This is a genomic window from Actinocorallia populi, from assembly GCF_002995495.1.
Classification (GTDB): Bacteria; Actinomycetota; Actinomycetes; order Streptosporangiales; family Streptosporangiaceae; genus Actinocorallia; species Actinocorallia populi.
In genome coordinates, this window is the sequence record NZ_PVZV01000011.1 from 113,863 (window position 1) to 127,416 (window position 13,554).

Consider the following 13,554-nt stretch of genomic DNA (forward strand, 5'->3'; position numbering starts at 1 on the left):
GTGAACGTCCGATAAGGGAGATTGGGCGCCCAAAGCTACTCTGAGGTGAACCGGGGGGTGAGATCGTGATGGAACGACTGAGGCGGCTGCCCGTGCCGCCGGTGCCGAGCCGCGCGGCCCTCCTCGCGTTCGCCGGGCGCCACCGGGTGCTCCTCGTCCTCCTGGCCCTGGCCGTCGTGCTGCGGATCGTCACGATCCTGGGCTACCGCTGGGCCATCTGGTTCCCCGACTCCTACCCGTACGTGGACGTGGCGCTGAACCCGCGGCCCGACCCCGTGCGGACCTTCGGCTACCCGCTGCTCCTGATCCTCCTGCGGCCCCTGCACAGCGTGGCCGCCGTGGTGACCGTCCAGCACCTGATGGGCCTGGCCGTCGCGTGCGTCCTGTACGCCCTGCTGCGCCGGCCCCACCTGTTCGCCAGGGGGCGTGCCCTGCCCGGCTGGGCCGCGGCGGCGGCCGTCGCCCCGGTGCTGTTCGACGGCAACCAGATCGAGCTGGAGCACCTGCTGCTGTCGGACACCTACTTCCTGCTGCTGGTGACCGTCGCGGCGGCCCTCGTCCTGTGGGACCCCCGGCCGTCCGTCCGGCAGGTGGCCGTCGCCGGGCTCCTGCTCAGCCTGGCCGCCATCACCCGGACCATCGGCATGCCGCTGCTGATCATCATGCTGGTCTTCGTGGTGATCCGGCGGGCCGGCTGGAAGGCGGTCGCCGGCGGGCTGGCCGCGGGAGTCATCCCGATCGCCGCCTACTGCGGCTGGTACGCCTCGGTGAACGGCCAGTTCGCGCTCAGCGGCACCGACGGCGTCTTCCTCTACAGCCGCACCATGACGTTCGCCGACTGCGACAGGTTCGGCGACAAGCTGCCCGTCGACGCCTACGCCCTGTGCGACAGCACCCCGCCCGACCAGCGTCCCGCCTCCCACTTCTACGTGTGGGAGGAGAGCCAGATCTTCCGCTACCCCGGCGGGATCTTCGCGCCCTACAAGAGCGACCTGGCCCGCACCTTCGCCAAGGAGGCGATCGCCGCGCAGCCCGGCGACTACTTCCAGGCGTTCCTCAGCGACTTCGGCCGGACGTTCCGCTGGGACCGCCCCGTCTACCCCGACCCCAAGACCTACAGCTACTACGTCTTCCCCGAGACCACGCAGGAGTACTGGCCCGGCAAGGCCGAGACGGTCGCCCCCTACGACGACCAGAGCACGGCCACCCGGGTCGTGGAGCCGTACGCGGGCTTCATGCGCGGCTACCAGAAGGCCGTCTACCTGCCGGGGACGCTCCTGGGCGTCCTGCTGCTGGCGGGCCTCGGCGGCGTCCTGGCCCGCTGGCGCAACTGGGGCGGGGTGGCGCTGCTGCCGTTCGGCTACGCCACGGCGCTGCTGGTGGTCCCGCCCGCCACCGTGCTGTTCGACTACCGGTACGTCCTGCCCGCCGTCCCGTTCGCGGCCGTCGCCGCGGCCGTGGCCCTGCGGGACCTGGACACCTGGCGCCGCTTCCGCAAGGCCCCGCCGGGCGCCGGATCCCAGACCCCCTCCCAGGAAGCCGAGGAGACGCGCGTCGCCGTCGTGTCATGACCGCCGTGCAGAGGAGGGCAGGGGTTTGAACAGGATCTTCTCGTTCCACATCGTCAGCGTCGACGGCTACTACCAGGGGCCCGAGGGCGAGTTCGACTGGCCGAACACCGACGAGGGGTTCGACGAGTTCGCGGTCGCGCAGCTGCGGGAGATCGACACGATCGTCTTCGGGCGCAGGACGTACGAGCACATGGCGGCCTACTGGCCCACCGCCGAGGCGCTGGAGAACGACCCGCTGGTCGCGGCGCTGATGAACTCCTACGCCAAGATCGTCGTCTCGCACACCCTGACCGCGCCCGGATGGCACAACACCGAGGTGATCACCGACCCGGCGCTGCTGCGGGCCCGGCGCGGCACCCTGGCGGTCTTCGGCAGCTCGGAGCTGACCACCTCGCTGCTGTCCGCCGGGCTGATCGACGAACTGCGCATCATGATCCACCCCGTGGTGCTGGGAGCGGGCAGGCCGCTCTTCCACACGGCGGCCCGCAGGCACCCCCTGGCCCTCACCCAGAGCCGCACCTTCGCCTCGGGGAACGTCCTGCTGACCTACCGCCCCACCTGACCCTCCCCGGCCCCCTTGCCGGGCAGGCGTCGCCCTGCGGGTCGTCCAGTGCGCGTGAGCGGGCGTTCAATCCCCGGGGGGCGCGTCGTCGGGCGGGCGTCGCCCTGCGGGACATCGAGTGCGAGTGAGCGCGCGCTCACTCGCGGGGCACGCCGTAGGCGGGCGCCGCCCTATGGGACGTTCAGTGCGCGTGAGCGGGCGTTGAGCCGCCGGGAGCGCGCCGTAGGCGGGTCGTCGCCCTGTGGATAACGGTTCGGCGGCCTCGGCGGTAAGCCGTAGGCTTGGGGTATGTCCCGTCACATCCTCACCGCCCCCGCCTGGCCGTACGCGAACGGCCCGCGCCACATCGGGCACGTCTCCGGTTTCGCCCTGCCGTGCGACATGTTCAGCAGGTACCAGCGCATGCTGGGCAACCAGGTGCTCATGGTCTCGGGGACGGACGAGCACGGGACGCCGATCCAGGTCCAGGCGGACAAGGAGGGCGTGACGGCCCGCGAGCTGGCCGACCGCTACAACCGCGTGATCGTCGAGGACCTGCACGGCCTGGGCATGTCCTACGACCTCTTCACCCGGACCTCCACCGAGAACCACTACGCCGTGGTCCAGGAGATCTTCAAGGGCCTGCACGACAACGGCTACATCTTCCCCACCACCACGATGGGCGCGATCTCACCGTCCACCGGCCGCACCCTGCCCGACCGCTACATCGAGGGCACCTGCCCGATCTGCGGCTACGACGGCGCCCGCGGCGACCAGTGCGACAACTGCGGCAACCAGCTCGACCCGATCGACCTGATCGACCCGGTCAGCCGGATCAACGGCGAGAAGCCGGAGTTCGTGGAGACCGAGCACTTCATGCTCGACCTGCCGGCCTTCACCGAGGTGCTGGGCCGCTGGCTGCGCGGCAAGGAGGGCGACTGGCGGCCCAACGTGCTGAAGTTCTCCCTCAACCTGCTGGACGACCTGCAGCCCCGGGCGATCTCCCGCGACCTGGACTGGGGCGTGCCGATCCCGCTGGACGGCTGGCGCGACCAGCCCAACAAGCGGCTGTACGTCTGGTTCGACGCGGTCGTCGGCTACTTCAGCGCCTCGGTCGAGTGGGCGCGCCGCTCCGGCGACCCCGAGCGCTGGCGCGAGTGGTGGCAGAATCCCGACGCCCTGGCGTACTACTTCATGGGCAAGGACAACATCGTCTTCCACTCCGAGATCTGGCCGGCGATGCTGCTGGGCTACAACGGAGAAGGCGCCAAGGGCGGCGAGCCGGGCTCCCTGGGCGCGCTGAAGCTGCCCGACGAGGTGGTCTCCAGCGAGTTCCTGACCATGGAGGGCAAGAAGTTCTCCTCCTCGCGCCAGGTCGTGATCTACGTCAAGGACTTCCTGGAGCGCTACGACGTCGACGCCCTGCGGTACTACATCGCGGTGGCGGGCCCGGAGAACCAGGACACCGACTTCACCTGGCAGCAGTTCGTCGACCGCAACAACGGCGAGCTGGTCGCCCAATGGGGCAACCTGGTCAACCGCAGCGTCTCCATGGCGGCCAAGGAGTACGGCGCCGTGCCCGAGGCCGTGGACCTCACCGAGGCCGACGAGGCGGTGCTGGCCCTGGCCCGCGACGCCTTCGCGAAGGTCGGCGCGGAGCTGGGCCGCTCCCGGTTCAAGAACGCCATCACCGCGGCGTTCGACGTGGTCCGCGAGGCCAACCGCTACCTCGCCGAGCAGGAGCCCTGGAAGATCAAGGACGACCCGGTCCGCAAGGGCACCGTCCTGCACGTGGCGCTGCAGGCGGTCTGGGACGCCAAGACCCTGCTCACCCCGTTCCTGCCGAACAGCTCCCAGAAGGTGTTCGAGATGCTCGGCGGCGAGGGCGTCTGGTCCGGCATGCCGCGCGTCGAGGAGGTCAGCGAGGGCGAGCGCGTCTACCCGGTGATCACCGGCGACTACGCCGCGGCCCTGGCCCGCTGGGAGCACAGCCCGCTCGCCGCCGGCACCCCGCTCCAGCGCCCCGTGCCCCTGTTCCCCAAGCTCGACCAGAGCGTCGTGGAGGAGGAGCTGGCCCGCCTTGGCGCCTGACACCTCGCGAACCGGCGACCCGGCCGGGCCCGCCGAGGCCACCGCTCCCGAGGGCGGGGCCGCCGCTGCTTCCGCCGGAGGCGGCGCGGCCGCGAAGAAGGGCAAGGCCGCCAAGGCGCCCAAGCCCGTGCCGCCGACTCCGGTGCTGCCGGTGGAGGTCTTCGACAGCCACTGCCATCTGGAGATGCTCGAGATGCCGGTGGCCGAGGCCGTCGAGAGGGCACGGGCGGTCGGGATCCGGCGGATCATGACGATCGGCTGCGACGTGCCCTCCTCGGAGTGGGCGGTCAAGGCCGCCTCGGAGCACCCGGACGTCTACGCGGGGGTGGCGATCCACCCCAACGACACCAAGGGCGTCACCGGCCGGACCCTGGCCCGGATCGCGGAGCTGGCCCGCGACCCCGGGGTCGTGGCCGTGGGGGAGACGGGCCTGGACTACTACCGCGACCACGCCTCGCGCGAGGAGCAGCAGGACTCCTTCCGCGCCCACATCGCCATCGCCAAGGAGACCGGCAAGGCCCTGGTGATCCACGACCGCGACGCGCACGACGACGTCCTGCGCCTCCTGGACGAGGAGGGCGCCCCGGAGAAGGTGGTCTTCCACTGCTTCTCGGGGGACGCCGCGATGGCCGGGATCTGCGCGGACAAGGGCTACGTGATGAGCTTCGCGGGCAACGTGACGTTCAAGAACGCCCAGCCGCTGCGCGACGCGCTGGCCGTCGCCCCGCTGGACCTCCTGCTGGTGGAGACCGACGCCCCGTTCATGGCGCCGGTCCCGCACCGGGGCAGGCCGAACGCCTCCCACCTGATCCCGCACACCGTCGAGCTCATGGCCGAGGTCAAGGGCGTGCCGGTGGCGGAGCTGTGCTCGGCGATCGCCGGAACGGGCGCACGTTTGTTCGGCTTTCCCCCGGGGTAGGCCCGGGAACGCCGGGAGAGCCGCATCTGACACGCGACAAACCAGCACGTTGTGCTGTTCGACGCTCACGCTCCGCGTCCGACCCCTAATGTTCTGTGATCGTGACTCGTAGTGGAAGGCATGCGGCGGGGCGCCCTCCGAGCAGGGCTCTGCCCCTGGTCGGCGCGGTGCTCCTGGTGGCCCTCGCGGCCGGCGGATGGTCCCTGTTCTCCCACCCCTCGGAGGCCGAGCAGCTCGCTCTGGCGGGCCAGCAGCACAGCGTGATGCTGCCCTCCCTGCGGACGGTGACCGCCGTCCCGGTGCTGCCCGAGCGCGCCGAGTCCGCCGCCCGCTCCGCCCACCCCGCCGCCCCCGGATCCGGCTTCGACCACCGCGCCCGGCACCCCGACTTCCCCGTGCCGGCGCCCCACCCCTCGCTCGGCGTCCCGAAGGCGCCCACCGTCGTGGTCCCCACGCCCAAGGCGCCGGCCCCCGACGCGGGGGTGCCCGAGCTGCTGCCCAAGACCACCGACGGCCTGCGGGCCCTGACCGACTCCGCCGAGGCCCTCGCCGCCAAGCTGAAGGGCCCCGGCGGCCAGGCCGCGACGCCCCGCCCCGCCGAGGCCGACCCGGCCGGCCTCAACTGGACGGCCATGGCCCGCTGCACCTCCGACGGCGACCCCAAGGCCGTCACTCCCGAAGGCGCCCACGGCCTCTACCACTTCACCGTGGAAGAGTGGCGCTCCGTGGGCGGCACGGGCCTGCCCAGCGAGGCCACTCCCCAGGAGCAGACCAAGCGCGCCCAGCTCCTCTACACCCGCGAGGACGGCCGCTGGCAGTCCCTCTGGCCCGAATGCGGCAGGCACCTCTTCCAGAAGTGACACCGGTGGGCGACAGAGAAGCCGCATCCTCCACGACCGCGAGGGCGGCCGCCCGGAGTCCCGCTGACCCCGGTACGGCCGCCTCCCGTTCCCGAGATGACGGTTGCTCCGCTCAGCCGATCGCCTTCAGATCCACGATCACGTATTCGTCCGCCAGCCGGGTGCTGTACATCCGTGAGCCTGAGCTCTTCATGGTGCTGTAGGAGACCTCGTCGTCCTTCTGCACCAGCTCGATCGATCCGGAACGCCGTGTCCTGAGATCGTTCAGAAGGAGCAGGGTCTTCTGGTCCGAGCGGGAGACGCTCGCGACGAACCTGTCGAGGGAGGCGGTCTGGTTCGGCGCCACGGCCGGGTGGCCGGAGACCCTGAACGTCTCGGTTCCGCTCCTGTCCTTGACCAGGGACCCGGCGAGGCACCAGGTGATCCCGCAGTCCCAGTTCTCCTCACCGGGGGAGAAGGCCGCGGTCTTCTTCTCCCCGGTCTCCAGGTTGCGCAGATCCCGTCCGTTGATCCGGCCCCGGTCCTGCCGGGAGTCGGAGGCCAGGCCGCCCACCCAGGGCCACTGCACCAGCATCTCCTCCTCGGTGCCCGGAACCGGCTCGGCGGGGCCCCCCGCGACCGGCGCGGTGTAGACCCCGCCCCCGGAACGCGACCAGTAGAGCTTTCCGCCGGAGACGGTGAGGTCGCCGATCTGGCCGCCGGGGATCTGCCCGGCGGTCATGGCCCCGCCCTCGAAGGGGGCGGCGGCGGGGGTCCGTTCGACCGTCACGACGGCGGTGCCGCCCTTCACGGGGACGGACCAGATCGTGCTGGTCAGGTCGGTGGAAGTGGTGTGCCAGAAGATCCTTCCCTCGCCGACGGTGAATCCGGACGCGAAGATCTGGGTGTTCTTCGGCGTCACCACATCGGTGATCCTGGTGGCCTCGCCCGTCGGCAGGTCGTAGGCGTACAGGACCGAGGGCTTCTCGAAGCCTCCCCAGGAGTTGACCAGGACCGTCCGCTCGTCGATCAGCGTCTGGGGCATGATCTCGGTACCGTCCCGCAGCCTGGCCGGGATCCGGTGCACGGCCTCGGGCCACAGCTTCTCGACCGGAGTGGCCCTGAAAGGGCTCTCGGCCTTCTGGCCGGGCCGGGACAGCGGCTGGGCGCCCGGGCTCGGCGACTCCAGCAGGACTGCCGACCCGCCGTCGTGCGACCACATGCCGAACGCGGTCCCGGACAGGACGAGCGCCATCGCGGCGGCCGCTCCGGTCGTCCGGACCCGGCGCCGCCTGCGGTACCGGGTCTCCACCCGCTCGAACAGGTCGGAGGCGGGCGCGGGGGCCTTCGCCGCGTGCCGTTCGAGGGCCCGGTTGAGGGCGCCTTCCAGGTTCTCCACGGGCCGTTCGGTCATCGGGCGTCTCCTTCCACGACGGCCGGACTCCAGGTCCGGCGCAGTTTCTCCAGGGCGCGGGAGGCCTGGCTGCGGACCGTCCCCCGCGAGATGCCGAGCTGGGCGGCGATCTCCTCGTCGCTGAGCACCTCGTAGTAGCGCAGCACCAGGACCGCGCGCTGCCGTCGCGGCAACGTCTCCAGCGCCCGCCAGAGCAGGTCGTCGGACGGCGGCGGATCGGTGTAGGAGCCCTCGGGGACCAGGTCCGTGAGGGTCTCCCGGCGGGTGCGCCGCCAGAGCGAGATGTGCTGGCGGGCCATGGTGGTCCGCACGTAGCCCTCGGGATCGCGCTTGTTGATCACTCGCGGCCAGGCTCCCCGGAGCTTGATCAGGGCGTCCTGGACGAGATCGGCGGCGTCGTGCGGGTTGCCGCTGAGCACGTATCCGTAACGCAGCAGCGCCTGCGCCCGGGAGGCCACGAATTCCTCATAGGTGGTGTCGTCCACCGTCGAACCCCCGCCTGGCGGCGTGCCGCCGGCGGCTGAACGCGCGCTGATGCGTGCTGAACGGTCCACCGCCGAACTCCCGCCTGGCGGCGTGCCGCCGGTGGCCGGTCGCGCGCTGACGCGTGCTGAATGATCCACGGGTGTCCTCCTTCACGACCGGGACGCCGCGGACGCCCCAACTGTTGCAGGGGAGAAGCACCCGATCCCTCTGGGAGAATCGAGGGGTGGGGGACGACGAGACCGCAGAGCGGGAGACGGCGCTGCTGGGCGCCGCCGACATCCGGGAGATCGCGGCGGCCCTGGGGGTCCGGCCCACCAAGCAGCTCGGGCAGAACTTCGTGGTGGACGCCAACACGGTGCGCCGGATCGTCCGGACGGCGGAGCTGACGCCCGAGGACGTGGTGATCGAGGTGGGGCCGGGGCTGGGGTCGCTGACGCTGGCACTGCTGCCGGAGGCGGCGCGGGTCGTGGCGGTCGAGCTGGACCCGGTGCTGGCGCAGGCGCTGCCCGCGACGGTCCAGGGCCGCGCGCCGGGGCTGGCCTCGCGGCTGGAGGTGGTCCACGGCGACGCCATGCGGATCGGGGAGGTCCCGGGTCCGGCGCCGACGGCGCTGGTGGCCAACCTGCCCTACAACGTGGCGGTCCCGGTGGTGCTGCACCTGCTGGAGCTGCTGCCGTCGCTGCGCAAGGGGCTGGTGATGGTGCAGGCCGAGGTGGGCGACCGCCTGTCGGCCGGGCCCGGCAGCAAGATCTACGGGGTGCCGTCGGTGAAGATGGCCTGGTACGCCCAGGCGCGCCGGGCCGGGAGCGTGGGGCGCGCGGTGTTCTGGCCGGCGCCGAACGTCGACTCGGCGCTGGTGGCCTTCACCCGCCGGGAGCCTCCGACCACTTCGGCCTCCCGCGAGGAGGTCTTCGCGGTGGTGGACGCGGCGTTCGCGCAGCGGCGCAAGACGCTGCGGGCGGCGCTGGCGGGCTGGGCGGGCTCCGCGGCGCTGGCCGAGCGGGTGCTGCGCGCGGCGGACGTCGATCCCACCGCGCGTGGTGAGATGCTCGACGTCAATGCATTTGCCCGTATAGCCGAACATCGTCTGATCTGAGGTCCAGCATGTCCGTGACCGTCAAGGTCCCCGCCAAGGTCAACCTCCAGCTCGGCGTGGGGCCGCTGCGCGACGACGGCTACCACGACCTGGTGAACGTCTTCCACGCGGTCTCGCTGTTCGACGAGGTGACCGCGGCGCACGGGCCGCTCGCGGTGACCGTCGCCGGCGCCTCGATCGAGGGCGTGCCCGCGGGGCCGGACAACCTCGCCGCCCGCGCGGCCCGGCGGCTCGCCGACCACCTGGGCCGGGAGGCCGACGTCCGCCTCCACATCGACAAGGCCATCCCCGTGGCGGGCGGCATGGCGGGGGGCAGCGCGGACGCCGCCGCGGCCCTGCTGGCCTGCGCCCGGCTCTGGGAGGCCGACGTCCCCTTCGAGACGCTCCTGGACCTGGCCGCCGACGTCGGCAGCGACGTGCCGTTCGCGCTGTTCGGCGGCACCGCCCTCGGGCTGGGCCGGGGCGAGCGGCTGACGGCGCTGCCGTGCGAGGGGGAGTTCCACTGGGTCTTCGCGCTGGCCGACGGCGGGCTGTCCACCCCGGCGGTCTTCGCCGAGTGCGACCGGCTGCGCGCCGCCTTCGAGCAGGAGGCCGGCTGGCCGCACGAGTCGCCCGAGCTGCTGGCCGCCCTCACGGCCGGCGACGCCAAGGCGCTGGGCGCAGCCCTGGGCAACGACCTGCAGCCCGCCGCCCTCAGCCTCCGCCCGTCCCTGGGGCGTACCCTGGCGGCAGGACGGGAGTTCGGCGCGCTCGGCGGGCTGGTCTCCGGTTCCGGCCCGACCTGCGCCTTCCTGGCCGCCGACGCCGGGCACGCCGCGGAGCTCGCCGCCGCCCTGGACGAGGCGGACGTGGCCCGCGCGCTGGTCACCGCGACGGGCCCGGTCCCCGGCGCCCACGTCCTGTCCTGACCCCGTTCCCGGGCCGCGGGCCGGTCCGCTCCGCCGCGCGGCGGCATTAGCCTGGTGGTTGTCGTGAATCTGATCAATCTTGAGAACGTCGTCAAGGCCTACGGGCCCCAGCCGCTGCTCGACGGCGTGTCCCTGGGCGTGGAGTCGGGGATGCGCATCGGCGTCGTCGGCCGCAACGGGGGCGGCAAGTCCACCCTGATGGCCGTCATGGCCCGCCGTCTGGAGCCCGACTCCGGCCGGGTCACCCACACCGGCGGCCTGCGCCTGGCCTACCTCCTGCAGCGCGACGAGTTCGCCCCGGACGCCACCGTCCGCTCGGTGGTGCTGGGCGAGCGCGCCGAGCACGAGTGGGCCGGCGACACCCGCGTCCGCGACATCCTGGCCGGGCTGCTGACCGGGCTGGGGCTCGACGACCCGGTGGCCGGCATGTCCGGCGGCGAGCGCCGCCGGGTGGCGCTCGCCGCGCTGCTGGTGCCCGAGTCCGATGTGATCATGCTGGACGAGCCCACCAACCACCTCGACATCGAGGCGATCACCTGGCTGGCCGGCCATCTGAAGGCCCGCAAGGAGTCCCTCGCGGTGGTCACCCACGACCGCTGGTTCCTCGACGAGGTCACCGAGCGCACCTGGGAGGTGGTGGACGGCCGGGTCGAGCGCTACGAGGGCGGCTACTCGGCGTACGTGCTGGCCAAGGCCGAGCGGATGCGGATCGCCGACTCCGCCGAGGCCAAGCGCCAGAACCTCATGCGCAAGGAGCTGGCCTGGCTGCGCCGCGGCCCGCAGGCCCGCACGTCCAAGCCGAAGTTCCGGGTGGACGCCGCGCAGGCGCTGATCGCCGACGTGCCGCCGCTGCGCGACAAGGTGGAGCTGACCCGGTTCGCCACGGCCCGCCTCGGCAAGACGGTGTACGACGTCGAGGACGTCTCCCTGAGCCTGGGCGACAACCCCGTCTTCCAGCACGTGACGTGGCGGCTGGGTCCCGGCGACCGCGTCGGCCTGGTCGGCGTCAACGGCAGCGGCAAGACCACGCTCCTGCGGATGCTGGCGGGCTCCGTCCGGCCCGACGGCGGCAGGATCGTGCGCGGCAAGACGGTCTCGCTGGCCCACCTGTCCCAGGAGATCGCCGAGCTGGACCCCCACCGCCGCGTCCTGGAGTCGGTCGAGGAGATCGCCCGCCGGATCACCGTGGGCAAGCGCGACTGGACGGCCTCCCAGCTGCTGGAGCGCCTGGGCTTTCGCACCGACGCCCAGTGGAAGCCGGTCGGCGACCTGTCCGGCGGCGAGCGGCGGCGCCTGCAGCTGCTGCGCCTGCTCATGGGCGAGCCGAACGTCATGCTGCTGGACGAGCCGACCAACGACCTGGACATCGAGACCCTCACCGAGCTGGAGGACATCCTCGACGGCTGGCCCGGCACGCTGGTGGTGGTCAGCCACGACCGGTACTTCCTGGAGCGCGTCACCGACGTCGTCTACGCCCTGCTGGGCGACGGCACGATCCGGATGCTCACCGGCGGCGTGGAGGAGTACCTGCAGCGGGTGGAGGCGGGCACGGTCTCGGCGGTCCGCAGCGCCCCCGCCCCCGCCGCGCAGGCGTCCTCCACGGCCGCGGCCCCCGCGTCGCGGACCAAGCTGGACTGGAAGGTCCAAAAGGAGCTGGACCGCCTGGAGCGCAGGCTGGACAAGCTGGGGCAGCGCGAGGAGCAGCTGCACGCCCAGATGGCCGGGGCCGCCACGGACCACGCCCGCCTGATGGAGCTGGACGGCGAGCTGAAGGCGGTGCTGGCCGAGAAGGACGAGGTCGAGATGGAGTGGCTGGAGCTCGCCGAGGGCTGAGCCCTCAGTCCCGGTCGAACGGGATCAGCATGGTGCGCAGGAGGTCGGCCAGGTGCCTGCGGTCGACCTCGCCGAGGGTGGCCAGCAGGTCCCGCTCCCGTTCGATCAGGTCGGTGAAGGCGGCGTCGACCCGCTGCCTGCCGGTCTCGGTGAGCATGACCTGCACGCCGCGCTTGTCCTGCGGGTCGGGGTGGCGTTCGACCAGCCCGGCGGCGGCCAGCCGGTCGATGCGGTTGGTCATGGTGCCGGAGGTCACCAGGGTGGCCCTGAGCAGCTGCCCCGGGTTGAGCTGGTAGGGCGTTCCGGCGCGGCGCAGCGCGGTGAGGACGTCGAACTCCCAGGACTCCAGGTCATGGGCCAGGAAGACCGCGCGCCTGGCGCGGTCCAGATGGCGCGCGAGCCGGGAGACCCTGCTCAGCACCTGCAGCGGCGTGACGTCGAGGTCCGGGCGCTCCACGCGCCAGGCCGCGACGAGCCGGTCGACCTCGTCCTCCATATGCGGCACCTTACCTTTCTCGACATCAAGACACATGCCCGCCAAGGAGATGGACGATGTGCCGCGCTTCATCTTGACGTCGAGACACCTGTGTTGCCATCATGTATCTCGATGTCAAGAGACAGTTGAACGAGGTGCCGCCCGCAGTGGGAGGAAAGCGGCTATACGTTCCCCTGCGGTGCTGCCGACTCCCGTAGCGGGCGGCATCTACCAGCCGGGCGGCTCACCCGCCGCCCCCTCAGGCTCTCCATCACAGAGCCGATCCGGCCGGCGGCCGTACGGAAAATCTCCGACGGCCCGCCGGTCCTCTCATGTGCGGTGATAGCAGGATTTTGCCAAGGTGCCCCTTCAGGGTTACGAATCCGTAGGTTACGGTGGCGTAAGTAAGTGACTCCCATCTGAGAGACGATGCCCGTGACCACGTCCTCCACCGCCACGGCACCACAGCAGCCGATGGGCGACTTCTCCGACAGCCGCAACGGCCGCAAGCACAAGATCCTGGTCGCGGTCTTCACCGGGGTGCCCTTCCTGGCCCTGGCCGCGACGGTGCCGATGGCCTGGGGAAAGATGCTGGGCTGGACGGACGTCGTGCTCTTCGCGGTGTTCTACGTCCTCTCGGCCGGGGGCATCACCGTCGGCTACCACCGCTACTTCACCCACGGCTCCTTCAAGGCGGCCCGCCCCCTGCGGATCTTCCTGGCGATCGCCGGCGGCTTCGCCCTGGAGGGTCCGGTCATGAACTGGGTCGCCGACCACCGCCGCCACCACAAGTTCTCCGACAAGGAGGGCGACCCGCACTCGCCGTGGAAGTACGGCGACGACGCCAAGGCGCTGTTCAAGGGCCTGGTCTGGTCGCACTACGGCTGGCTGTACGCCGACAAGGCCACCAACGTCGACAAGTACTGCAAGGACCTGAAGTCCGACAAGGACATGGTGCTCATCCACCGCTTCTTCGGGGCCATCGTCGCCGCCACCTTCCTGCTCCCCGCGGTCATCGGCGGTCTGGTCACCTGGTCCTGGGCCGGCTTCTTCACCGCCTTCTTCTGGGCGGGCCTGGTGCGCGTCACCCTGGTCCAGCACGTCACCTGGTCGATCAACTCGATCTGCCACACCTTCGGCGACACCCCCTTCGCCTCGCGCGACCGCTCCCGCAACGTCTGGTGGCTGGCCATCCCGTCGCTGGGCGAGTCCTGGCACAACCTGCACCACGCCGACCCCACCGCCGCCCGCCACGGCGTGCTCAAGGGCCAGATCGACATCAGCGCCCGGATCATCTGGATCTTCGAGAGGCTGGGCTGGGCGCGGGACGTGCGCTGGCCCTCCGCGGAGCGCCTGGAGGCCAGACGCGCTTAGGGTCTAG

11 protein-coding genes and 3 pseudogenes are annotated in these 13,554 nt (G+C 71.7%); 11 read left to right on the top strand and 3 right to left on the bottom strand.

All coding sequences use genetic code 11. From position 1 onward, the window contains the following. The first annotated feature begins 65 nt into the window (after positions 1-65). The 5 genes from C2865_RS34855 (at position 66) to C2865_RS41655 (ending at position 5,982) form a co-directional block, all read left to right on the top strand. Positions 66-1,571 (top strand): hypothetical protein, encoded by a 1,506-nt coding sequence (locus C2865_RS34855; RefSeq protein ID WP_157964023.1) that lies wholly within the window; start codon positions 66-68, stop codon positions 1,569-1,571. Between the two features lie 25 nt (positions 1,572-1,596). Beyond that, a complete protein-coding gene (locus tag C2865_RS34860; protein WP_106402916.1) occupies positions 1,597-2,133 on the top strand; it encodes a dihydrofolate reductase family protein in 537 nt (178 codons plus the stop codon). Positions 2,134-2,421: 288 nt separating this feature from the next. Then, positions 2,422-4,203 (top strand): methionine--tRNA ligase, encoded by a 1,782-nt coding sequence (gene metG, locus C2865_RS34865; RefSeq protein WP_106402917.1) that lies wholly within the window; start codon positions 2,422-2,424, stop codon positions 4,201-4,203. Between the two features lie 127 nt (positions 4,204-4,330). After that, a complete protein-coding gene (locus tag C2865_RS34870; protein WP_232835985.1) occupies positions 4,331-5,122 on the top strand; it encodes a TatD family hydrolase in 792 nt (263 codons plus the stop codon). Positions 5,123-5,223: 101 nt separating this feature from the next. Further along, positions 5,224-5,982 (top strand): transglycosylase family protein, encoded by a 759-nt coding sequence (locus C2865_RS41655; RefSeq protein ID WP_269802770.1) that lies wholly within the window; start codon positions 5,224-5,226, stop codon positions 5,980-5,982. 112 nt (positions 5,983-6,094) lie between these two features. On the opposite strand, the gene C2865_RS34880 is transcribed toward C2865_RS41655, so the two are convergent. Next, positions 6,095-7,375, bottom strand: coding sequence for a hypothetical protein (locus tag C2865_RS34880; protein WP_106402918.1), 1,281 nt, complete (start codon positions 7,373-7,375; stop codon positions 6,095-6,097). Next, positions 7,372-7,860: a SigE family RNA polymerase sigma factor gene (locus C2865_RS34885; protein WP_198653819.1), complete on the bottom strand. Its 489-nt coding sequence runs from the start codon at positions 7,858-7,860 to the stop codon at positions 7,372-7,374. The genes C2865_RS34880 and C2865_RS34885 overlap by 4 nt, the downstream gene beginning before the upstream one ends. Positions 7,861-8,084: 224 nt before the next feature. Between C2865_RS34885 and rsmA the strand changes: the two genes are divergently transcribed. The 5 genes and pseudogenes from rsmA to C2865_RS41935 form a co-directional block, all read left to right on the top strand. After that, positions 8,085-8,957 (top strand): 16S rRNA (adenine(1518)-N(6)/adenine(1519)-N(6))-dimethyltransferase RsmA, encoded by an 873-nt coding sequence (gene rsmA / locus C2865_RS34890; RefSeq protein ID WP_106402920.1) that lies wholly within the window; start codon positions 8,085-8,087, stop codon positions 8,955-8,957. Between the two features lie 8 nt (positions 8,958-8,965). Then, complete coding sequence (locus C2865_RS34895; RefSeq protein ID WP_106402921.1) at positions 8,966-9,865, top strand: 4-(cytidine 5'-diphospho)-2-C-methyl-D-erythritol kinase; 900 nt, start codon at positions 8,966-8,968, stop codon at positions 9,863-9,865. 150 nt (positions 9,866-10,015) lie between these two features. Further along, positions 10,016-10,609 (top strand): annotated as a pseudogene (locus tag C2865_RS41925) (ATP-binding cassette domain-containing protein); the annotation flags it as partial. 240 nt (positions 10,610-10,849) lie between these two features. Beyond that, positions 10,850-11,161, top strand: a pseudogene (locus C2865_RS41930) (ATP-binding cassette domain-containing protein); the annotation flags it as partial. A 342-nt stretch (positions 11,162-11,503) separates the two neighbouring features. Beyond that, positions 11,504-11,698, top strand: a pseudogene (locus tag C2865_RS41935) (ABC transporter C-terminal domain-containing protein); the annotation flags it as partial. A 4-nt stretch (positions 11,699-11,702) separates the two neighbouring features. Here the strand turns inward: C2865_RS41935 and C2865_RS34905 are convergent. After that, the gene (locus tag C2865_RS34905) at positions 11,703-12,194 is read right to left on the bottom strand and encodes a MarR family winged helix-turn-helix transcriptional regulator (RefSeq protein ID WP_106402923.1); all 492 of its coding nucleotides are present in this window, start codon (positions 12,192-12,194) and stop codon (positions 11,703-11,705) included. Between the two features lie 408 nt (positions 12,195-12,602). On the opposite strand from C2865_RS34905, the gene C2865_RS34910 reads away from it, so the two are divergent. Next, complete coding sequence (locus tag C2865_RS34910; RefSeq protein WP_106402924.1) at positions 12,603-13,547, top strand: acyl-CoA desaturase; 945 nt, start codon at positions 12,603-12,605, stop codon at positions 13,545-13,547. The last annotated feature ends 7 nt before the right edge of the window (positions 13,548-13,554 follow it).